The organism is Streptococcus jiangjianxini (genome assembly GCF_040225085.1).
Taxonomy (GTDB): domain Bacteria; phylum Bacillota; class Bacilli; order Lactobacillales; family Streptococcaceae; genus Streptococcus; species Streptococcus jiangjianxini.
Genome location: NZ_JBEHGL010000002.1, coordinates 1 through 23,616 on the forward strand (window position 1 = coordinate 1; position 23,616 = coordinate 23,616).

At 37.7% G+C, this 23,616-nt stretch carries 19 protein-coding genes; 1 reads left to right on the top strand and 18 read right to left on the bottom strand.

Annotated features, from left to right (window positions below; translation table 11 throughout):
- The 6 genes from ABP870_RS01190 to guaC all read right to left on the bottom strand — a co-directional run.
- A partial coding sequence (locus ABP870_RS01190) for a replication initiator protein A (RefSeq protein WP_350013836.1) occupies positions 1-134 on the bottom strand: 134 nt, incomplete at its 3' end.
- Positions 131-307, bottom strand: a complete 177-nt coding sequence (locus ABP870_RS01195; protein WP_350013848.1) for a hypothetical protein — start codon at positions 305-307, stop codon at positions 131-133. The genes ABP870_RS01190 and ABP870_RS01195, both read right to left, overlap by 4 nt.
- Before the next feature lie 1,345 nt (positions 308-1,652).
- The gene (locus ABP870_RS01200) at positions 1,653-2,360 is read right to left on the bottom strand and encodes a CPBP family intramembrane glutamic endopeptidase (RefSeq protein WP_350013685.1); all 708 of its coding nucleotides are present in this window, start codon (positions 2,358-2,360) and stop codon (positions 1,653-1,655) included.
- 308 nt (positions 2,361-2,668) lie between these two features.
- Positions 2,669-5,053, bottom strand: coding sequence for an LD-carboxypeptidase LdcB/DacB (gene ldcB, locus ABP870_RS10680; RefSeq protein WP_350013686.1), 2,385 nt, complete (start codon positions 5,051-5,053; stop codon positions 2,669-2,671).
- 327 nt (positions 5,054-5,380) lie between these two features.
- The gene (locus ABP870_RS01210) at positions 5,381-6,922 is read right to left on the bottom strand and encodes an ABC-F family ATP-binding cassette domain-containing protein (protein ID WP_350013687.1); all 1,542 of its coding nucleotides are present in this window, start codon (positions 6,920-6,922) and stop codon (positions 5,381-5,383) included.
- Between the two features lie 469 nt (positions 6,923-7,391).
- Complete coding sequence (gene guaC / locus ABP870_RS01215; protein ID WP_350013688.1) at positions 7,392-8,375, bottom strand: GMP reductase; 984 nt, start codon at positions 8,373-8,375, stop codon at positions 7,392-7,394.
- 330 nt (positions 8,376-8,705) lie between these two features.
- On the opposite strand from guaC, the gene ABP870_RS01220 reads away from it, so the two are divergent.
- On the top strand, positions 8,706-9,386 hold the full coding sequence (locus ABP870_RS01220; protein WP_350013689.1) for a hypothetical protein: 681 nt from the start codon (positions 8,706-8,708) through the stop codon (positions 9,384-9,386).
- A gap of 236 nt (positions 9,387-9,622) precedes the next feature.
- On the opposite strand, the gene ABP870_RS01225 is transcribed toward ABP870_RS01220, so the two are convergent.
- From ABP870_RS01225 to pfkA, 12 genes are all read right to left on the bottom strand, one after another.
- On the bottom strand, positions 9,623-10,459 hold the full coding sequence (locus ABP870_RS01225; RefSeq protein WP_350013690.1) for an amino acid ABC transporter substrate-binding protein: 837 nt from the start codon (positions 10,457-10,459) through the stop codon (positions 9,623-9,625).
- Positions 10,460-10,474: 15 nt separating this feature from the next.
- Positions 10,475-11,104 carry an amino acid ABC transporter ATP-binding protein gene (locus tag ABP870_RS01230; protein WP_350013691.1) on the bottom strand — a complete coding sequence of 210 codons (630 nt, stop codon included), beginning with the start codon at positions 11,102-11,104 and terminating at the stop codon, positions 10,475-10,477.
- Between the two features lie 161 nt (positions 11,105-11,265).
- The gene (locus ABP870_RS01235) at positions 11,266-11,907 is read right to left on the bottom strand and encodes an amino acid ABC transporter permease (RefSeq protein ID WP_350013692.1); all 642 of its coding nucleotides are present in this window, start codon (positions 11,905-11,907) and stop codon (positions 11,266-11,268) included.
- Positions 11,908-12,359: 452 nt separating this feature from the next.
- Positions 12,360-12,695: a zinc ribbon domain-containing protein YjdM gene (locus tag ABP870_RS01240; protein WP_350013693.1), complete on the bottom strand. Its 336-nt coding sequence runs from the start codon at positions 12,693-12,695 to the stop codon at positions 12,360-12,362.
- Between the two features lie 107 nt (positions 12,696-12,802).
- On the bottom strand, positions 12,803-13,957 hold the full coding sequence (locus ABP870_RS01245; RefSeq protein WP_350013694.1) for a mannitol-1-phosphate 5-dehydrogenase: 1,155 nt from the start codon (positions 13,955-13,957) through the stop codon (positions 12,803-12,805).
- A 12-nt stretch (positions 13,958-13,969) separates the two neighbouring features.
- On the bottom strand, positions 13,970-14,407 hold the full coding sequence (locus tag ABP870_RS01250; protein WP_350013695.1) for a PTS sugar transporter subunit IIA: 438 nt from the start codon (positions 14,405-14,407) through the stop codon (positions 13,970-13,972).
- Position 14,408: 1 nt separating this feature from the next.
- On the bottom strand, positions 14,409-16,358 hold the full coding sequence (locus tag ABP870_RS01255) for a BglG family transcription antiterminator (protein WP_350013696.1): 1,950 nt from the start codon (positions 16,356-16,358) through the stop codon (positions 14,409-14,411).
- Positions 16,359-16,434: 76 nt separating this feature from the next.
- Positions 16,435-18,207, bottom strand: a complete 1,773-nt coding sequence (locus ABP870_RS01260; protein ID WP_350013697.1) for a PTS mannitol-specific transporter subunit IIBC — start codon at positions 18,205-18,207, stop codon at positions 16,435-16,437.
- A gap of 135 nt (positions 18,208-18,342) precedes the next feature.
- Positions 18,343-20,154 (bottom strand): glutamine--fructose-6-phosphate transaminase (isomerizing), encoded by a 1,812-nt coding sequence (gene glmS / locus ABP870_RS01265; protein ID WP_350013698.1) that lies wholly within the window; start codon positions 20,152-20,154, stop codon positions 18,343-18,345.
- Between the two features lie 193 nt (positions 20,155-20,347).
- A complete protein-coding gene (gene lepB, locus ABP870_RS01270; RefSeq protein WP_350013699.1) occupies positions 20,348-20,905 on the bottom strand; it encodes a signal peptidase I in 558 nt (185 codons plus the stop codon).
- A 116-nt stretch (positions 20,906-21,021) separates the two neighbouring features.
- Positions 21,022-22,524 carry a pyruvate kinase gene (gene pyk / locus ABP870_RS01275; protein ID WP_350013837.1) on the bottom strand — a complete coding sequence of 501 codons (1,503 nt, stop codon included), beginning with the start codon at positions 22,522-22,524 and terminating at the stop codon, positions 21,022-21,024.
- 70 nt (positions 22,525-22,594) lie between these two features.
- A complete protein-coding gene (gene pfkA, locus ABP870_RS01280) occupies positions 22,595-23,602 on the bottom strand; it encodes a 6-phosphofructokinase (protein WP_350013700.1) in 1,008 nt (335 codons plus the stop codon).
- Between the last annotated feature and the right edge of the window lie 14 nt (positions 23,603-23,616).

Sequence of the window (23,616 nt, forward strand, 5' to 3'; positions counted from 1 at the left end):
CGGTCTTTTAGAACAGCATAAGCAACCTTAACTTCTAACTTCATATCCTTGTAGCGATCGCTCTCAAACAAAAGTTTTGGAAGTTTATAGTAACGTTCTGACGTCTGATAGTGATTTGCGGTAATACGTTTCATGATTGTCCCTCCAACACTAATAGAGCAACATTTCCTATGTCATCAAACTGGATTAAGCCAGACTGTTCCATCTCAGTAATTAACTGAGTTGCTATTTCAATATTAATTCCCATGATAGCCATGAGATGACACATCACAATTTGTCGTGATGACTGCTCTTCCTTTTGCATCATTACCTCCTGAAAATAAAAAAGCGAGAACACCTATTAAAATGTTCTCGTAACTCTAGGCACCAAACTAGGCACCAAAAATTGATTATTTTTGAGTATTATTGCTTAACACTAAAATTACTTACCAAAGAATAAAATAGTAAAAGCCCTGATAAGTCAAGGCATTTGGGCTATATTTCCTATTTTTGATTTTGCAATTCCACGTGGCACCCATTCAACCATTGAATAGTAGCCATTTTGTATTCCTTTCCTATTTCAGTTCTTTCTTTTAAGTATTCCAATGATAAAGTTAAGATGTTTTCTAAGATATCCATATGGATGTCAGCGATTTTATTATCATAAACGCAGCCTACCATCGCTTTGTTTTTTCCTAACGCTTCACGATTCGGCAAATTTTGGTCTATATAGAGACTTATTTAGCCTATCTAGGAGCAAAAGCTAACATGGGAGCGTCACTCTCGTGTTCCGTTGCATAACGATAATGATATGTTCCGAAAACAACAATCCCTGGATACCAAACCACTGCTTCTTCTTGACTAATTTTGTGATACACTTCTAACAGTTGACACGCATCTTCCTGGTGATGCTTGGCTTTCGAGCCAGTGATAATCTCCTTGACAGCTTGGAGTCAATTTAGCCACGATACACCTTTCTAACGCTTAATTTATCATTACGATTATACCATGAAAAGAGAATAAGTCGCTAGTGTAATCAATAAGAATCAATTCCTTATATCAAATAGGTCCTTCATCAGAAAGACCTATTTTGAAAATTTATTCAATCGATTATAACTGACTAACGCTAGCTTCAATTAACTCAAAACAATTAAGGATAAGCTATCATATCATGGACTTCTGATGATACGCTAGTCACCACAGATACCTAATCACTTTTGATAACTATCATTAAAAACAGAAAACACATTTCATAAACAGATAATCCAAACCTGGTATAACTATAATGACCAAAAAGGGGAACCTTGTTTTTCCTTAAATAGTCAACAAATCCGAATCTTGTTTAAATCAGCCATATCAATAACTCGGTCAACATTTCATAAGTAGAACAAAATGGACTAAAAGCGACCAATCTCAGCTAAAACACATACCTCTTAACAACCATTACTTTCTTATAACGAGAAAAAGATTCTTTCAGGCTCAGGACAAGACAAGCATATCCCGAGCCATATAAAAAGACGATTAGATAAACAAACACCATAAAAGTACTCAAAAGACTAACATTTGCTAGCGACATCTTAAAAAGATAAACCAAAATCGTGGTTATCACAATAGTAAGTCCAAAATCAGCTAGTCCTCGTTTCCCTTTAACATTCTGAACTCCTAACCCTTTCTCAAATCACCCCCATTAACAAGAGAATATAGTTAAAAACTGAAACAATAACCAGTAACCCATTATTCATCATATGAACAAGAATCGAATCACGAATATTTTCTTCGCGTTTAAAAGCAAAGAAGAAAACACTACCTAATGCAAAATACATGATTATTTCTATTGGCATAACAGCATGCAATAAAGCAAAAATCAAGGAGCTCACAAGACACTTGGCCCATTTATTATCCTTTTTAAAGAAATAACGGTTAAAAAACCCTCTAAAAGTCACTTCTTCTAAGACTGGTGCAAAAAAGCCAATCATGACATGAAAAGCCACAAAATACAAAGGAAACATATTCTTCAAATCGCTGGAACTAGCCTGTAAAGCAGCATCGTTAGCTGACATAGGATTTCCTGTCATTTTTTGTAATAACAGTGTTCCTAAAATCGCGACCAAACGCGCAGCTAAGAAAAATAATCCTGCAACACCAAAGTCTTTCCAGTCGAATGGTCTACCAGTAATTTTATAATCCTCCTTTTTAAGATACGTTTTCCAAACCTTACGAATAATTAAAAAAGCAAGTAATAAATAAAGAACACCAAAGACCCACTGTAACACTATTGGCGTCTTATCTTGATTTCCAATCAAAATCATAGGCGCCAGATTAATCCCTACCACCAAGAGAATCAAACCAACAAATTTAGTAATACGTTTAAATCGAGACATTTTAAAACTCCTTTTTCTAAATATAGTCAATACCGTCATAAATGATTAAAACTAATGCACTTATGAAATGGTTTTAACTTGATGACAGTATAACACACAAAATCGTTAAATAATCATCATTTCCTAAACAGTCATCGAATCGTCCTAAACGGTATCTTTTTGTCACAAATTCGTCAAAATTTCTATTTATCGAACTCATGAGAAATTGATTTATAGCAGGAAATTAATAAAAAACATTCAAAAACGCTCCATCAACTACTTGTTAATGAAGCGTTAGTTAAAATAGCTACATGATAACCCTATTCATCCTAATCAATAGCGACATAACGCCTTGCACCACTAAAACTCATGTAAGATAGCCATTGATGACCTGCTACCTTCACAACCTTATCGTAGTTAACGGATGATCCTGCTTCATAATAGGCTAATTCTGAGCTTGACAACTTAGGCTCTGCCTTAATAGAAGCACGTTTACTAAAGGTATAGGTTCCTTGTGCTGGTAAGGTTGGTTTATTAGTACCAGTCTTTGTTGTGACACTGCCATAATTACCACCTTGGAAACCATAATACTCTTCAAGTGACAATCCTGACTCATGAATTTCTCTTGCTTCTTTGCCAACATAGCGAAGATGCCAAGCTTCTTGCATAAAACCTGTAATAGCTTCTCTCCCCGGTTGATAACGTACAACAAAACCGTATTCATGCGCATGATTTTGAAGCCATACGCTTGCAGCCTTATCTTCTAGAAGACGACCACTTTTATCAGTCAAATCAAATGCCAATCCTGTCTGATGTTCACTATAACCAGGCCTTGCTGAATAGCGATCTGCCGCAGCTTGTCCATCACGGTTAACATAAGATTGATACAATCCAGCCTGAGTATCATAGCTTCTAAAACCACTGTAACTATACCCAACATTGTATCCTTTGGCAATCATATCATTACGAAGTTTAACAAAAGCTGCTTTAGCGGATGAATTTTCTCCTGGATTATATTGGGCAGATAGTGGGTATTTTTTATTAACCACTAAAACTTCTTCATATTTACCAGCCACACTATAATACGAACCATTAAAACTCACTTTGGGCTTTGAGGGACTTGCGACTACTGGAGCCATAATTGGTTTTGTTGGTAGGGTAACTTTGGTAGATAGAATGCCCTTTAATTGCCCTTGTCCATAGGCATAATAGAGATGCACATGGTAATCACCTGTGCTTCCTTTGTGAGTCTTGCTAGCTACTTTGACTTGATAAGTATCATCAGCTTGTTTTTGGGCAGTATACCATACTAAGTCATCTTGACCATTTTGTTCCGACCAGACAGGTACTTTAATCGCTTTAATAGCAGTTGGTGAGGAAACTTCTGAAACGGTTATTGTGAAGCCTTCATTGGAAATATCTTTTATAGCTAGTCGACCATATAGTTTAACACTACTTGTCGGTTTTACTTCTTGAGCCGGTTTTGTTTCTTCGTGAGTTACTTGTTTTACGCGACCTAGATCAACATAGCGGCGCACTCCACTATAACTAATGTAAGACAACCAGTGATGACCATCATTTTCAAGAATTCGGTCATAATTAACCTTGTCGCCTTTGCGGTAGACAAACTCAGTCCGAGCAGCTACTTCAGGTTTATTCTTGATAGCACTATCTCGCGTAAAGGCATATGTTCCATTTTGGGAAATAGCTGCATCTTTTTCTTTAGACATTTCTTGCTTAGTTGTAGTATTTTGGGAATTATCTACTGAGGGTTCAACTGGGCTATCCTTAACACTCGAAAGAGCAACATAGCGGCGAATGCCACTGTAACTGACATAAGAAAGCCATTGGAAGTTATCTGCAATTAACGTTTTATCATAGTTGATTGATTCTCCCTTGTTAAAGGTGAATTCCGTCTTTGCAGCAGCTTTAGGAGCATTTTTCACCGCAACTTCTTCTGTAAAACGATAAGTCCCTCTTGTAGCAAGTGTTTCAAGAACTTTTTGGGAATCTTGTTCTCCGTTGGCATTAGAGTTAGGAAGAATATCTCTCACTTTTCCAAGAGACGCATAACGTCTAACCCCACTATAAGAGAGGTAAGTTAACCAGCGATGACCATCTTTGGTTACTAGATTATCATAGAAGACTTTATCGCCAGCATTGACATAAAATTGGACAGGTGCAGACAGTTTAGCTTCATTACGAATATCAGTCCGTTCGGGATAGATATAAGTCCCTTGCTTGGGAAGGTCGGGTGTTTCAATCTCTTTTGTCAGCATTTTTGAAGCGATCAGACTAGCTGAATTTGATACCATCCTTGGAGCCACTTCAGTATTTTCATCTGTATTGTTTGAAAAGGCTTCTGAATGTGCTGTCGCTAAACTAGGCTCCTCACTTGTAGCTTCCATTGACGTCTCAGAAATACCTTTAGCAGAAAGTGATGGAACTGTCTCTGAACCAGTCATCATTTGTGACGTCTCAAGAGATTGACTCATAACACTAGAAGAAATAAATTCAGGAGATGGTGTCATGACACTACTATCTCTTATATGATGATAGTTATCAATAGCATCAGAATTCGGCTTAAGCCCTTCATCAGCTGAAACTTGACTGGCACAAACAAAACTCATCCCAAGAAGGATTGACGTTACACCAAAGGAATACTTTCGAATAGAAAACCGTTGTTTTCCATTTGTAACAAAACATTGTTTCATAACCTCACCCTCATTTCTAACCTTTTTATCTTCATTATAGACTTCAAAATGTCATTTGTCAAACATAAATGTAATCTTTGTAACGTAAATGAAATATTTATATTGTAATGAGATTTTGCTTCCCAAATCTTAAACGAAAATTATCCTCTCCTACATAACACAGTTGAATGAAATAGGAATAAGACAAAAAACACTTCAAGAGAGAAGTATTTTACAATTCTCGAGTGAACATACCGTTCCAATATTATATGATTATCATAGTTGTCCTGTTTTTGATTCATTTAAATTAAGAAAAGCCATCTCCTTAAGAAGATGACCTGTTGTGTATTAAATCATTTCGTTAAAATCCCAAACTTCTGTCCAACCTTGGTAAAAATCTGGTTCATGGCAAACCATAAGGATTGAACCTTTATAGGCTTGTAATGCGCGGCTAAGCTCTGCTTTTGCGTCGGCATCCAGATGGTTAGTTGGCTCATCCAAAATCAGGACATTATTTTCACGATTCATCAGTAGACAGAAACGAACTTTTGCCTGCTCTCCACCTGAGAGAACTTGAATTTGACTTTCGATATGTTTTGAAGTCAAACCGCATTTTGCCAAAGCTGCGCGAACTTCTGCTTGATTAAGGGCCGGAAAGGCATCCCAAACGGCTTCAAGTGGTGTTTGACGATTACCACCAGCAACCTCTTGTTCAAAATAGCCAATCTCTAGAAAATCACCCGTTTCTACGACACCTTCAAGGGGCTTAATTTCCCCCAAAAGACTTTTCAGCAGGGTGGTTTTACCAATACCATTAGCACCTGTAATAGCAACCTTTTGATTTCGTTCAAAGGTCAAATTTAAAGGTTTTCTAGTCAAGGGACGATCATAACCGATAACCAAATCCTTAGTTTGGAAAATAAAACGGCTGGGTGTGCGAGATTCCTTAAAATGAAATTCTGGTTTTGGTTTTTCCTTGTCAAGCTCAATCAGATCCATCTTATCCAGCTTCTTCTGACGAGACATCGCCATGTTACGCGTCGCAACACGCGCCTTATTACGTTGAACGAAATCCTGTAAATCAGCAATTTCCTTTTGTTGACGTTCGTAAGCGGCTTCTTTTTGGGCCTTTTTCATGGCATAAACGGCTTGAAATTGCTCATAGTCACCAGAATAACGAACCAAATCTTGATTTTCAACATGATATACGATATTAATCACATCGTTTAGGAATGGAATATCATGAGAGATAAGAACAAAGGCATTTTCATAATTCTGTAAATAACGTTTAAGCCAGTCAATGTGCTCTGCATCCAAATAGTTGGTTGGCTCATCAAGTAGAAGAATATCTGGTTTCTCAAGCAATAATTTTGCCAAGAGAATTTTGGTGCGTTGCCCCCCTGAAAGTTCCGTCACATCAGTATCCATACCAAAATCCATAACACCTAAAGCACGCGCTACTTCATCAATTTTAGCATCTAAGGTATAAAAATCACGTGATTCCAAACGATCTTGTAGTTCACCAACTTCTTCCATAAGGGCATCTACATCGGCACCATCATCAGCCATGGACATATAAATATCGTTGATACGAACTTCCGTTTTAAAAAGGTCATCAAAAGCCGTACGTAAGACATCACGAACAGTTTGCCCTGCCTCAAGAACAGTATGTTGATCTAAATAACCAGCCGTGACATACTTAGACCACTCAATCTTACCTTCATCGGGTTGCAAATGTCCTGTTACAATACTCATGAAGGTTGATTTACCCTCGCCATTAGCTCCAACCAGACCAATATGTTCCCCTTTTAAAAGACGAAACGATACATTTTCAAAGATAGCACGGTCGCCAAAACCGTGACTAAGATTTTTAACTTCTAAAATACTCATAATAATCCTTTACAATGACAATTCAATCCCTACCATTATAACGTAAATACCACTAAAAAGAAAATGACCAAATAAAAATCTAACTATTTTAACGGATTAGCAAATGCAGTTTTTTCAGCTTTAAATCTTGTGATACGCATTAACGATGTAGCCTTAACTCCACACCTTCAATCAGCAATCAATCATCTTGAAAAGATTTCTCAATAACAATGCCGAGACCTTCAATCTGTACGACAGTGTAGTCAATCATTTCAATTATCCTCTAACAGCTTGTCCATTGGCAAGGACTTCATCAACGATTAAGACTTTATTATTTATTATCTTTGTTTAAAACTTTGCTTGAGATAGAAATAATCAAAGTTATCTGTTCGTCAATGAGCGTATTTCAGCGGTTAAAGCACCTTCCACCATTCTTTAAGGAATTTGCCTAGAAAAAAGAGCATCCTAAAACGCTCTTTTATCAATAATCTTAGATAGAGTCACCATTCCAGATTGAATTTTTAACGATGACATAATCTACAAATTTCAAACTTTCGACATCTTTACCACCTGCATATGAAATTGATGATTGTAAATCTTGTTGCATTTCAGTCAAAGTGTCTTGAAGATGTCCTTTAGTTGGAAGAAGAATTTTCTTACCTTCGACATTTTTGTGCTCACCCTTTTGGTATTCAGATGCTGAACCGTAGTATTCTTTAAAGGTTTCACCATCAACTTCGACGGTTTTTCCTGGACTTTCAATGTGTCCGGCAAAGAGCGAACCAATCATCACCATGCTAGCTCCAAAACGAATTGATTTGGCAATATCACCGTGAGTTCTTACACCACCGTCTGCAATAATTGGCTTACGGGCCGCTTTTGAACACCAACGAAGTGCCGCTAATTGCCAACCACCTGTACCAAAGCCAGTTTTAACTTTAGTAATGCATACTTTACCAGGACCAATACCAACTTTAGTAGCATCTGCACCAGCATTTTCCAATTCACGAACGCCCTCAGGTGTTCCCACATTACCTGCGATAACAAATGTTTCAGGAAGTTCCGCTTTAATGTGTTTGATCATCTTGATAACACTATCGGCATGCCCATGGGCAATATCAATAGTGATAAATTCTGGCACATCATCTTTCAACGATGTTATAAAATCGTATTCGTATTCTTTGACGCCAACTGAAATCGACGCAATCAAACCCTGATCATGCATGCGTTTGATAAATGGTTTACGAGCCTCTTCATCAAAACGATGCATGATATAGAAATAACCACCTTTTGCTAATTGCTCAGCCACTTCTTCATCAATTATCGTCTGCATGTTAGCAGGAACGACAGGCATTTTGAAAGTATAGTTACCCAATTTGACAGTTGTATCAGCTTCAGAGCGGCTATTGATGATACATTTATTAGGCACTAATTGAATATCTTCATAGTCAAAAACTGGTAAATCGCTAAACATAAACTCCTCATTTCTATTGCAGGCCAGGTCATAACATAAGAAATGAAGCAAAGTGTTTACTTTTTTAGTCATTCTTCGTCAAAAAACCGTACATTTTCTCAAACCTACAACGCTTAAAAACTATAATGACCTTCCTATAACTACACATTCGTAGCATCGCTAGGCAGTTTCTTGCCTTTCCTTTTTATATACTACTAAAGATATAAGTTTTTTACAATTTTTACGTTATTTTATCAAATATAGTTCGCTTTTTACGAACTATATTCTTGAAGTTATAGTTTCTTAATCTTAGCAATTGCAGACTTTTCTTGTAAATAGTAAAATAGACCCATGTTATATCCTGTAAAAATAACGGCTTACTGGTCGCAACAAACTGATAAAATCTTTCTTGATTGGTTACAAGACTCTTTTCACCATCTCTTTGAACTCACTCTGTCCAAGAACTTCATTAATCCGAAACAAATCAACTATATCGCCTTTGACAATAACACTCAGTTGCTTCTTCACTCAGCAACTTTTGAAAGTTCACTTGAGATTCCGAAACATTACGCTGTTGATCCTTCCTTTATTTTACAATTAAGCCAACAGTTGACACAGTTTTATCAAAAATTGATAGCTTATCCAGATAACTACCCTCTAAAGTTGGTTTATTTTGATGAAAATGGTCAACCAATTTATGATAATAAGGGATTTGATGGTAACTTTTTTTCTTTCAGTCAAGGAACTGAACCTTTGGAAAGTTGGATTCAAGATCAACTAAAAGATAATGCCAATCATCAGGTTACTGTTATGATACCGTCGAGTTCTTTTGACCAAATTCTAATTCAAGATTATCGAGGTTTGTATGACCAAGAAGGGCATTTTCGTGGAACTTTCTCTCAAGTCATTGACCTCCACCCTCTTCTAGCAACCTATCTTGAGGAATCCGGTCAAGCCTTAGTTGGATGGTCAGATACCACTTCAGGTGCCTCTATTTCCAATCATTTATTTGATGACGATGACCATTTTTGACACCTTTGATAAACGATATATTGACGAGATGCTCTAACACACTTATTGCTTTTCAACGGACTGTAATATCTTTGTGGTTTCATATTCACTATTTCTGGAAATGCGTTTTGGGTAAACCACTAGCGCACACTCACACCTTTTTGGGTGTCTACTTCGAATCTTCGGAGAGAGACGGCCTAAGCAATCCTCATAAAGAAACGAGACAGTTCAAAGTTCTGCCTCGTTTCTTTATTTTTCTATTTGATAACGTTGGTTGCAACGTCTTCACCAAACCATTTGGTTGAAATGTCTTGGAATTTACCATCTTTATACAATTTTTTGAAGGCCCCATTAACTTTCTTAACTAAGGTTTTATCTGCTTTACGTGCCCCCACTGCAAAGTCTTCACCAGTGAAGTCTCCAGTTACAATATTATACTGGTCAATATCACCTTCTTCTTTAAGGTAATAGTTGGCATAGACACGGTCAATGAGAAGACCATCAATACGGTCATTCTTCAAATCAATCAAAGCTTGTGTGAATGTTTCATATTGAGTGGCATCACCATCTTTGACAAAATCTTTAAGAACTTTAGGATTAGCAGTGAAGGCTTCATAACCAGATGAACCAGATTGTGCACCTAGAACCTTATCCTTCATAGCTTTAAAATCCGTGATATGGTTAGATTTTTTAGACACCAGTACCTGTTCATTTTTCATGTAAGGATTAGTGAAAGCAACTTTTTCTTTACGCTCCTTGGTAATAGAATAACCGTTCCAAATCATATCAATATTGCCATTTTCGAGTTCTGTTTCTTTCAAGTCCCAGTTAATAGCTTGCCATTTCACCTTGATACCATACTCTTTAAAAACAGCGTTGGCAAGATCAATATCAAAACCGACATTTTTACCTGATTTATCTTCATACCCCATTGGTACAAATGTATTATCAAAACCGATGGTAATGCTTTTTTGACTTTGATAGGTTTTCCAATTATCCTTTGTGGTCGTTTCTTTAGCCTTATTTGAACCACAGGCAACTAAAATAAAACTAGCAATAGCAAGTGTTAAAACTGTAAAAAACTTCTTTGTCATATGTCTTCCCCTTTGTTATTTGGGATTGACCTTTAAAATATCATCTGCAATACTTTCAGCAAAGGCCATATCGTGTGTCACCACAATTTGGGTGATTCCCGTCTCGCGGTTCTGTAAAATCAAGTTCTCCACTTCTTTTCGAAGTTCAGGATCCAAAGCAGATGTTGGCTCGTCATAACCAATAATCTGGGGATCTATCATCATCGCACGTGCAAGGGCGACCCTTTGTTTTTGACCGCCTGATAGGGAGTGGGGATACACCTCAACATGTTCCCCCAGACCTAAACGATTTAACAAGTCAATCGCTTTATCTTTAGCGACTTCTCGTGGGGTACCCATGGTTTTCATAGGTGATAATATTAAGTTTTCCAAAACAGTCATGTGTGGGAAAAGTTGAAAATCTTGAAATACAAATCCAAGTAAGTTTTGCTCTTCAAGATGATCAATAGCAACTTCTTGACCATTGTAAACAATCTGACCTGAATCAACCTTTTCCAAACCGGCAAGCATACGTAGGAGTGTCGTTTTTCCTCCGCCTGACGGACCTACCAAAGCTAAAATACGACCTTGGAAAATGGTCAGATTAAAATTTTCAAAAATAACTTTTGAGCCATAAGCTTTAGAAATATTTTTTAATTCTAACATAAGGCTTCCTTTCTAATACGACCGTGGGTCGATAGGCAATGAAACGTTGGCACTTGCTTAAAAGCACGGATAACGTTATCACTTATCAAGTGTGAGCATCTAATACTTATAGCAACACTGGCATTTCAAAATGGTTTTTCTTATTTAGAAACACTCTTATGTTACTGATAATAATTGAATTTCTTTTCAACTTGCTTAGAGATGATTGTAACTAAACCAATTAGAATAAGGTAGATAGCTCCTGCGATAAACATAGGTGCCAAAGTCGCATCGCGGTTAGCAGCTGTTTTACTTGCAAGCAACAAATCACCTACGCCTAGGACATATACCAAAGAAGAATCCTTGACAAGATTAATAACTTCGTTAAAGACACTTGGTAAAACAACTTTAAACACTTGAGGTAAGATAATGTAGCGAACCGTTTGGAATTGGCTAAATTTTAAGACCTTTGCAGCTTCGTATTGTCCTTTTGGAATGGCTTCAATTCCTCCGCGGAAGATTTCCGCAAAATAAGCAGCATAATTAAGAGTGAAAGCAAGAATGGCTGCTGGCATACGGTCCATAGTTACACCAACACTCGGTAACACGTAGTAGAAGAAAATCAGCTGCAACAAAAGGGGGGTTCCGCGCATAATCCAAATATAGAGGGTGATGAGCCACTCTAATGGCTTCAACTTAACTTGCATCAAGAAAGCAAGTAGAGCTCCAATCGGGATTGATAACATAATAACAATAAAAAATACTTGCAAGGTAACCATGGCGCCTTGTAGCAAGCTAGGTAATACCTCTGATATATAGGTCATATGTGACTCCAAAAAAATTATTTCCGTATATTATATCAAAATTTTAGCTATTTTAGAAGAAAACATTAAGAAATATCACGACAAACGCATGAAACAGTTATTTCCGAATTATAGTACAGATAAAAATATTTTATCTAAACGTTTTCACTATAGGAAAAACGCTTAAACATGGCTACTATTTTTGTAAATTCTGAACATTGAAATACAGAAAACTTTATTTTCTTGCTAAAAATCCTTCATGCGTTTGTCGTGAAGAAATATAGCTTAAAATTTACCAAAAACCATTAAAAATGCAAAAAGAAGCGATACAAAACTGTTCAGATTATTCACAGCTCTGTATAACACTCCGTTGCTAGAAAGATTTGGTGATTTAAAAATGCTAAATACTTGCAGATAAACTGTTGTCAGTGGTTTGTCTAAAGCCCTTCGCCATATTTTTCTAAATATCCTGATTACAGTTTTTTAACAAATTCTGATTTAAGTTTCATAGCTCCAAAACCATCAATTTTACAGTCAATGTTATGATCACCTTCAACTAATCGAATGTTCTTGACACGTGTGCCTTGTTTAATATCTTTTGGCGCACCTTTTACTTTAAGATCTTTAATCACAGTAACCGTATCACCGTCTGCTAGACGTGTACCATTGCTATCTTTAACGATCAATCCCTCTTCTTCCTCAGCCACTTCGCTTGGTGACCATTCATAAGCACATTCAGGACAAACTAATAGCGTTCCATCCTCATAAACATACTCTGAGTTACATTTTGGACAATTTGGTAATGACATCATATCTCCTAAATAATAATAATTTTCTTTATTTTACTTTAGAATACTTGATTTGGCAAGCCTATACTAAATAAAAAAGATGGAGAAATTCCATCTTTAGGTTACGATTATTGATGTTTCAATCCTTCTACACTCGCAAGGATTTCGTTCACGAGTGTCTGATCTTCAAGACCAGTAACTTCACCGATAACGTCACGAAGTGATTTTTCAGATAACAACTGCTGGAGTTGGACACTTTGCTCATCATTTTCATCTTTGTAGTTAAAGACAAACGCAACCGTTTTAAGAAGATTGTCGTACGATAACCCACGATCGCGTAACTCACGAATTGGACGAATAAAACGTTCATCAAAACCGAGTTTGCGGATTGGTGTGCGAGCCACACGGACAACATCATCAACGATATATGGATTTTCAAAACGGCTGATAATCACCTCATGATAGGCCTTCAAATCCTCTTCATCAAAGCCCCACTTAGCAATCAGCAACGAACGAATTTCACCAAGGACAGCTTCCAGTTGTGCTTTAACATCAGCATTCTGGAGGGCTTCAAGAATCGTTTTAGCACCGTAATATGCCCCTGTATAAGCTGATGTGGCATGACCTGAGTTAACAGAGAACAATTTACGTTCAATAAATGGTTCCAAGTCTTCTTCATAATGCACACCTTCCAATTTTAAGTCGGTGTTTTTCATACGGCTTGTTTCCACTACCCATTCGTTAAATGGTTCTACGACAACAAAGAGGGGATCTTCATGGCTTTGAGCTGGTACAATGCGATCGACAGCCGCATTTGGGAATCCAACGTACTCTTCAATATAAGCTAACTCTTCATCTGAAAGGTATTTTTTCACTTCTTCATATAGGAATTGTGACCCACCAATCATGTTCTCACAGGCTAAGACGTCAAGGGGATGCGTGTTACCAGCTTCTTTACGAACTTTCAATCCATCCGCAATCAATTCAGCGATAAATGGCAAAATATTTGGACCAATGGCTGTTGTAATCAAATCAGCTTCCGCCACAGCTGCAACCACATCAGCTGGATTTTTAGCGTTATTAATACCTGAAACACTTGAAACTGTAATATGACGTTTACCGTCTTCAGCAATTTCAATATCATAACTATGACGATCATTCAGGGCGTCGATAATCCTTTCGTTTACATCTACAAAGTCAATTGAGAAGTCATTGGCAAATAAAATCTCCCCGATAAAACCGCGACCGATATTTCCGGCGCCAAAATGTACTGCTTTTTTCATCCTATCCTCCTTTTAGGCAACACTATTCAACAAACGAATAACTTCTTCTTCTGTTTGAGCATCTGCTAATTTAACCACATTATCAACATCTGCACAAAAGATAGAAATTTTTTGAATCATATCTAAGTGTTCATCGCCAATACCTGCGATACCAAACAAGACTGTCGCTGTTTGAGGGGCTTCATCTGTTCCAAAGTTAACACCTTTAGGGACTTGAACAACAGTAATACCAGATTTCAAAACTTCTTTTTTGGCATTATCTGTGCCGTGTGGGATGGCAATAAAGTTGCCCATATAAACGGATAACTCTTCATTACGCGTAACCATAGCGTCTACATATGATGGATTAACATAACCTCCATCTTTGAGAAGATTACCACAATAGCGAATGGCCTCTTCCTTATTATCAAAGGCTTGATTTAACTTAATGAGTTCTTTTTCAAATTGCATGTTAATTCTCCATTTTCTTAATATTTTCTGTGAAAATTTGATTGAGTAATTGATAAATAATAGCCTTATTACCAGTTTTATAAATCTCTGTATAGAGATGGTTTTCAATGATTGATTGACCAATTGCTGTCATCAATTCTCTAACAGTGTCACTTTCGGAAATGCCCGTCAGCATGACTAATACTCTTGTAATCACTTCGGGCTCTCCATTCATCGAAATAGCTGTTACAGGTTGTTCCAATTCACAAACATAAAAGCCTGATTGTTTGACACTACTTGACTGTGTATGAAGTAGCATTAACCCCGTTTCTGGAATAGCCATAGGACTTTGCTCAAAACGCTGGATTAACTTTGCTGATAAGTAATCATAGTCAGCAATCCCTGGTAAAACGCTAACAACAGTCGCCACTGCCTCTTCAAAAGATCCAACGTTAGCTACTTGATAAACATTAAAATGTTGTAATAATGACTGACTGACTACCAGATAATCTTGAACATCAAAGCTAGCCTCAATTGGCAAGTCATCACGAACAACTACCTCGCGATTCTCTTGCACCCCCTGCAAGAAATCCTGAAGAGCCAGAAGTTCTTTCCCATCAGGATAAATAGGAATAAAATAGAAATCTTCCGTAGTTGGTTGTGTTGTTAAAACAGCATCGTACTGCTGAATAGCTGTCATCTCAATCTGACTCGGTGAGGCAACACTTAGCCGTTCAATAAAAGGTGCCAAATGTTTAATCCGAGTCACTAAGAGCTCTCTAGCCAAGGGTCTTTCATCTGTCAATAACAAGAGACGAATAGGATAGATATCAGGACTTCTTCTTAAACTAGAAGCAAAATGTAAGGTAATTAGTTCGTATTCATTTTCTGTCTGTAAGTATGGTGGAAAAATATCTTTAACCAATAGACTGACAACTCGATGCAGATAGGAACTGTGCTTCAAAGCACTATGCGCAATAGTATTCTGACTAGACTCACCAAACATTTCTGGAACAGCTAAACTTAACCGAATATGATTAAAAAGAAACTTAAACAAGATCTGATCTTTCGCAAAGTTAATTTTTGTGTAAAGAGATACTTTATCAATCAAATTCGAGATATTGTAGTAAAACTCACTATCCATCTGCTCTTGAAAAAGTGGCATCGGCTGTCGTTTAATGACAAATTCATCCAAGCGTTGAGCGAAATATAAAATTTCTTGCAAGTTAAAGAACTGACCTGTTTGTTTGGCATAATCATTAAAAAGTGACTGGGTCAAATCAAGAGCTTCTCGACTGACAGGTCGACTTTGTAAGTCCAGTTGATTAGCATTAGCCAAACTCAATAAAACAATCAGAAAGTGCCCCATAATAGTGTCGCATTCAGGAAGTTGCTCACTAATTTGTTCAAAAAGTTTTTTTGCAATCTTAAACTGCTTCACATTAAACCACGACAGTTTTACTTGATCTAATTTACTAAAGTCAGAAACAGCCAGACTTTGTGTCAAAATAACCGCTGCTAACCATCTTTTTAATCCTTGATCTCCTTCAAGTGAATACCCTCCCTGGCGATGCAGGCGAAGATCAAAAGCCTTGAAACGTTCCTCTATGCTGGCAATATCTTGGATGATGGTCACATTACTCACCAAAAAGACTTCTTGTAACCATTCATTAGTTAAAGGCTTGCTTTCCATTAATAAAGATAGGGAAATTTGAGAAAGTCTTTCTCTCTGGGAATAACTCTTTTGGTACTGGTAATGTTTTAGTTGATCTAACTCACCAGATAAGTAATATTTCCCCGACTCTCTTAATACCCCGATTTGATTAGTATGTAGGCTCTCGGTAAGATCAGCAATTGTCCGATAAGTGGTCCGTTTTGATACTTGTAAAATTTCTGTTAGTTGATTGACGGAAAGCTTCCCATATTTCAGGAAAGCTTTCAGCAATTGTTCTTCTCGTTTTGTCAATAGCATAAACTTATTATACTACTTTTCTATTCTTGCTTTCAATGTCACTATTAGACAGTAACATGGTGGAATTCACATTTAATTATTTATTCATTCTAGCGACCATTTTGTCATATTCTGGTGTGGTTACAAGACTATCAACGACAAGAAGCTGAGCATTTGGTGCAGCTGATTGGACATCGGTTTGATTAGCAATTGTGGTAACGACAAGAATATTTTTAGCATTAAAACGGTCAAGTTCGACAAAGGCTGCTTTTGATACTGGAATACCAATATTTTGATGCTTAAAGATGGCTTCAAGAGTCGCTTGACCCATTGTTGCTGAACCTTCAGCCTTTCCATAAGCAAATACTACTTCATCAATTTGGTTCAAATCAACCTTCTCATCTGTTATAACTGCTTGTTTCTCTTGTGCTGGAACAATCGCCGTTTCTTCTTCGACTAATAGAGACACAATTTCATCATATTTTGGTGTGGCTAAGAAATTATCCACTGAAACGTGTGCGGCACGTGGTGTCCGTTGATAAGCGCGTGCTGCTAACTCTTCTTGAGTCACAATCAAGGTGCGATCAACATCTGTAAGGTTTGAAATGGCTTTATTAGTAACAGGGATATTCAGACCAGCTTTTTTCACCTTATCACGCAGAATAGATGCTCCCATAGCTGAGCTTCCCATGCCAGCATCGCAAGCGAAGATAATTTGATCAATAGAGGTTGCAGAAATGTCTTCTGTGATTGGTGCTGATTCTGTTGCTTTTGATTGACCTTTGGCTTGAGCTTTCGCAGCCGCTGTTGCTGCTTGCGCTTGCGCCAAATCGTCACCAGTTGATTTATCTGTTTTAAGGATAATAGATGCCACAAGAAATGATGCTACTGTCGCTGCAAGCACACCTGCAAGAACAACTAAGTGTGGTCCAAATCCTTTAGGTGCCATAGCCATAATAGCGATGATTGAACCTGGTGATGACGGTGACGTTAGACCTGCTCCAAGAAGTTGAAAAGTAAAGGTACCAGTCACACCACCTGCGATTGCAGCTAAGAACATTGCAGGTTTCATCATGACATATGGGAAGTAGATTTCGTGAATACCACCAAGGAAGTGGATAATAGTTGCTCCCCATGAAGAAGCTTTTGCTGAACCTTTACCAAAGATACCATAAGCAAGGAGAATACCAAGACCAGGTCCAGGGTTAGCTTCAAGAAGATAAAGAATTGATTTACCAGTCTCTGCTGCCTGTTCAGTACCTAGTGGAGTAAAGATGCCATGATTAAGAGCATTATTTAAGAAGAGAACTTTAGCAGGTTCAATAATCAAGTTGGCAATCGGTAAGAGTTTAGCATCAACAATCGCTTGAACGCCATCACCAACCCAACCCGTCAATGTAGCAACAACTGGACCAATAGCAAAGAAGGCAATAAGGACAAGACCAAAGCCAATTAAGCCGGCTGAAAAGTTGTTAACCAACATTTCAAATCCAGTTGGGATTTTAGATTGAAATTTTTCATCGAACTTTTTGATTAGCCAACCACCAAGTGGTCCCATAATCATAGCCCCAATAAACATTGGCACTGTGGAGCCAGCGATAGCACCAAACGTAGCAATGGCACCAACAACACCTCCACGTTGGGCGTAGACGTTGTAACCGCCAGTATAACCAATAAGAATTGGAAGCAAGTAAGTCAACATTGGACCTACGATAGTGGCTAATTTTTCGTTTGGTAAATAACCTGCCTCAATAAAAAGTGCTGTGATTACTCCCCACGCAATAAATGCCCCGATATTGGGCATGACCATATTAGAAAGTGTTGTTCCAAGTTTTTGGATTTTCACTTTTAATGATGATTGTTGTTCCATGAGAACGCCTCCTATTTTTTTTACATCTTCATGATATCATTAAAGCGCTTTCTATGACACTCAAACTTTGACACAATTTTTGTGCCAAAAAAGATGCCAGATCTTTGCCTGGCATCTTCCTTTTATATTAAACACTTATTCAACAGTAACAGCTTTAGCAAGGTTACGTGGTTTGTCAACATCAAGACCACGTTGAAGGGATGCGTAGTAAGCGATCAACTGAGTTGGAATTACCATACCAATGGTTGCTAAGAATGGATGAACTTTATTGACAACAATATCATCTCCATCGCGTTCTAATCCCTCTTCTACAACTGTCAAGACATTAGCACCACGAGCAGCTACTTCTTGGATATTGCCACGTGTATGGGCAGCTACCAGTTCACTTGAAGAAATTAAGCCAATAACTGGAGTACCATCTTCAATCAATGAAATCGTACCGTGTTTCAACTCACCTGCTGCGAATCCTTCACATTGGATATATGAAATTTCTTTCAATTTAAGAGATGCTTCCATAGCAACATAGTAGTCATTACCACGGCCAATATAGAAGGCATTACGTGTTATAGCCAATAATGCCTCGACTTTATTAGCAATCATATCTTTCTCAGAAAGCGTTGCTTCGATAGATTGTGCGACTAATGATAACTCATGTACTAAGTCAAAGTCAAGTGCTTCTGCCTTACCATTAGCTTCACCGACCGCTTTTGCCAAGAAAGCAAGTGCCGCTACTTGAGCTGTGTAGGCTTTTGTTGATGCAACGGCAATTTCAGGGCCAGCGTGAAGAAGCATTGTGTAGGTTGCTTCACGAGAAAGCGTAGAACCTGGAACATTGGTTACTGTCAAACTTGGTATTCCCATTTCATTGGCTTTTACAAGCACTTGACGACTGTCTGCTGTTTCCCCTGATTGACTGAGCAAGATGAACATTGGTTTTTTGCTAAGAAGTGGCATGTTATAGCCCCACTCAGAGGCAACGCCTAGTTCAACTGGTGTATCAGTTAATTTTTCAAGCATTGCTTTTGAAGCAAAACCAGCATTATATGATGTTCCAGCAGCAAGAATGTAGATACGATCAGCTTCTTGAACAGATTTAACGATAGCTGGATCGATGTTCATATTTCCTTCACTGTCAGCATATGTTGAAATCAATTTACGCATAACAGTTGGTTGTTCATCGATCTCTTTGAGCATGTAAAATGGGTAAGTCCCTTTACCAATGTCTGAAAGGTCTAATTCAGCTGTGTAAGAATCGCGCTCAATGTCATTTCCATCGTAGTCAGTAATTGACGCTGAATCTTTAGTCAAAATAACCAATTCTTTATCATGGATTTCCATAAATTCAGATGTTTCACGAATCATAGCCATTGCATCTGAACAGACCATATTGTAACCATCACCCAAACCAATCAAAAGAGGTGACTTGTTTTTTGCGACATAGATAGTATCTGTATCTTCAGAATCAACCAATGCAAAAGCATAAGAACCTTCAATGATTGATAGAGCCTTCTTAAAGGCTTCTAAAACAGACAAACCGTCTTCGACAAGTCGGCCAATCAAGTGTACCGCAATCTCCGTATCTGTTTGACCTTTTAAGTCATGACCAGAAAGGTACTCTTCTTTAATTTGAAGGTAGTTTTCAATAACACCATTATGGACGAGAACAAAACGTCCATTTGCTGATGTATGTGGGTGGGCATTATCTTCAGTTGCTTGACCATGAGTAGCCCAACGTGTATGACCAATACCAGTATTTCCAGCAACATCAATACCAATTTTAGCACGTAAATCTGCAATACGACCCACTGATTTTACAAGACTCGAATGCTCACCATTGGCAACATAAATACCTGCTGAATCATAGCCACGGTACTCTAACTTTTCAAGACCTTGCATCAAGATATCTGTTGCATTACGATTTCCTACAACACCAACAATTCCACACATAAATTTCTTCGTAGTTATCTCAAATAGATAACCACTCCTCCTTTTTTTATTCTAAATTGGTATAGTCATTTATACCTTAAAAATAAGACATTGCTAGTATATAATGATATTTTGATTATGTCAACACAAAAATTGGTATAGTCATATTTATTAAAACAAAAAAACCATAGACAATCTATGATTTTTTCAAAGCCTATTGATTTTCCAAAAAACCAAACGCATCAAATGGGTACAACTTAAATGTCAATACTCCCTTAATTTGAGCTTGATCAATCAATCCAAATTGACGGCTATCTTGCTCATCCCGACGGTTATCATTTAAGACAAGAAAATGGCCTTTACTAATCTTATCTTTGGATGATTTAGTAATAGTTTGTAAGTTAAAATCCTTTGTAAAATTCACTTGATGGTTAGTTTGAGTTAAATAAGCAGCTTTTAGATTTTCAATATAGGGTTCTGGTTTAACAAGACCATTAATATAAAGCACATCGTCCATAGATGTCACAGTATCACCACCTTCAGCAATGACACGACTAATATGCTTTTTACCATCAATCACATAAACAACAAAGTCATCTGGTTTAGGTTTTTCTTGTTTATTATATACTAAAACATCATTAGCTTTTAAGAAATTATTTTCATTTTTTTCACTCACCTTGATGGTAGAAATGTAAAATCTACCAATAAAAAAAAGGACTAGTGCTAAAATAATTACTAAAATAATATTTCGAATTAAATCACGTTTTACCATACTAACTTCTCCTTGCTTTGAAAACTATTATACCATTTTTCAAAACATAAAAAAAGTAGAGTAACCTTAAGACCAATGTCATTAAGACTACTCTACTTAAATCAAAAGATAATTTCTTATTGAACAGTGCGGATACGCATTGTGTTAGTTCCACCTGAACCAACTGGCACACCAGCAACGATGACAATGTTATCTCCTGATTGAACAAGACCTGTTTCAAGAGCAACTTTTTCAGCTAATTCAAACATATCATCAGTTGAACCTGGTTTTGAAGTTACAACTGGGATAACACCCCAATACATCATCAATGAACGTTGTACTTTTTCATCGAAAGTAACTGCCAAGATGTCTGCATCCGGACGGAATTTAGAAATTGCACGTGCAGTATTACCTGATTCTGTGATTGTAACAACAAGCTTGATGTCCATTGAATGTGAAGCATCCTTAACCGCTGAAGCCACAGCATCCGTTTTATTAGTACGTGGGAATGATGACGAATCTAAACGGCCATATTCGTTAAGAAGACCTTGTGCATTTTTATCAATGGTAGCCATTGTTTTAACAGCTTCAACTGGATATTTACCGTTTGCTGACTCACCTGAAAGCATTGTTGCATCGGTACCATCGATAACAGCGTTGAAGACATCAGATACTTCTGAACGAGTTGCACGTGGTTTGTCAGTCATTGTTTCAAGCATATTTGTTGCTGTGATAACTGCTTTACCTGCTGCATTAACTTTAGTGATAATCATTTTTTGGAATACAGGAACCATTTCAAATGGAACTTCGATACCCATATCACCACGAGCAATCATGATACCATCAGCTGCTTCGATGATCTCATCAATATTGTCAATACCTTGTTGGTTTTCAATTTTGGCAAACAATTGAACATGATCATTGCCAGTTTCTTTACAGATAGCACGAACTTCTTCAACGTCTTTAGCTGTACGAACAAATGAGATAGCAATAAAGTTAAGACCTTGTTCAAGACCAAAACGAATATCTGCATTATCGCGTTCTGCAAGAGCAGGGAAAGGAATTTTAGTGTTAGGGATGTTAACACCTTTTTGCTTAGCAATAATACCGTCGTTTTCAACTTCAACAATAAATTCACGTTTTGCAATATCTTTTTCAAGAACACGTAAACCAAGTTTTCCATCGTCGATAAGAATCGTATTACCAACTGAAACTTCATCGTAAATGTCGAGGGCACCTGCTACGTTCAATGCAATAACATCACGTGTTGATTTTTGACCTTGAGCAGTGGCAACACGAATTTTTTCACCTGTTGTGTACGCAAATTCTTTGTCATCACCTTCAAATAGTTCTGTACGCATTTCTGGACCTTTTGTATCAAGAAGGAAACCAACTTTTTGGCGTGCTAATTCTTCAGCACGACGTACAGTAGCCATACGAGCACCTTGCTCTTCATGATCACCATGTGAGAAGTTGAAACGGAAAACATTTGCTCCTGCTTCGATCAACTCAGCAATTTTAGCTGCAGACGTTTCAACATCTAGTTGCTCACCCCAGTATCCATCGTCTCCGAAACGTTTACCGCCACGGATTTCAACCGCTGGACCAAGTGTTGCAACGATTTTTACACGTTTATTCATCATGATATATAAAAACTCCCTTTATTTTTTGTCGATTATCGACGACTAACTAAACTTAACTAACAACTTTTTAGTTTGCTAAATCTTTGTTCAATTTAGCAAAATCTAAGCGTGCTTTATGTGGGTTGTTAACCACAATTTTGTCACCTTCAAGTGTAAATAAAGCACCTTCTTCAGCCGTTCCAAGAATTGGACTTTCAACCAACTCTTCTTTGTGGACACCTACGGCAACTCCGCCACGACCTTCTTTTAAAAGTGCTACGGCACGAGCACCCATCCATGAAGCGAGAACACGATCACGAGCAGTTGGTGCACCCCCACGGAGCAAGTGTCCTAGGTTGGTGACACGAAGGTCAGAATCATCTCCTGCTTCTTTCAATTTAGCAGCAAATGCTTCACCACTCATCACGCCTTCAGCAAGAACAATGATGTGATGTTTTTTGTTGCGGCTATACCCTTGCTTGATTTTAGCGACAACATCATCAATATCATAATCTTCTTCAGGAATAATAATTTGATCAGCACCTGAAGCGATACCAGACCAAAGGGCAATGTCCCCAGCATTACGACCCATTACTTCAACAACGAAAGTACGGTCATGTGATGCAGATGTATCACGAATGCGGTCAAGCGCCTCAGTGGCTGTACTTACAGCAGTATCAAACCCGATTGTGTAATCTGTACCAACGATATCATTATCGATTGTTCCTGGAACACCAACTGCTGGGAAGCCATGCTCTGTCAAGCGCATAGCTCCATGGTATGACCCATCACCACCAATAACAACGACACCTTCAATACCGTGTTTTTTTAATTGTTCAATACCTTTTAATTGACCTTCAAGACTCGCAAATTCAGGATAGCGAGCTGATTGAAGGAAAGTCCCACCATTAGAAAGAATATTAGCAACTGTTCCAGCTTCAAGTTGGAAAATGTCTCCATCGACCATTCCAGCATAACCACGGTTAATACCGAAAACTTCCATTCCTTCTGTGATTGCCTTACGAGCTACTGCACGAACAGCAGCATTCATACCAGGAGCGTCACCACCACTAGTTAAAACAGCAATACGTTTCATTTTGTACGTTACTC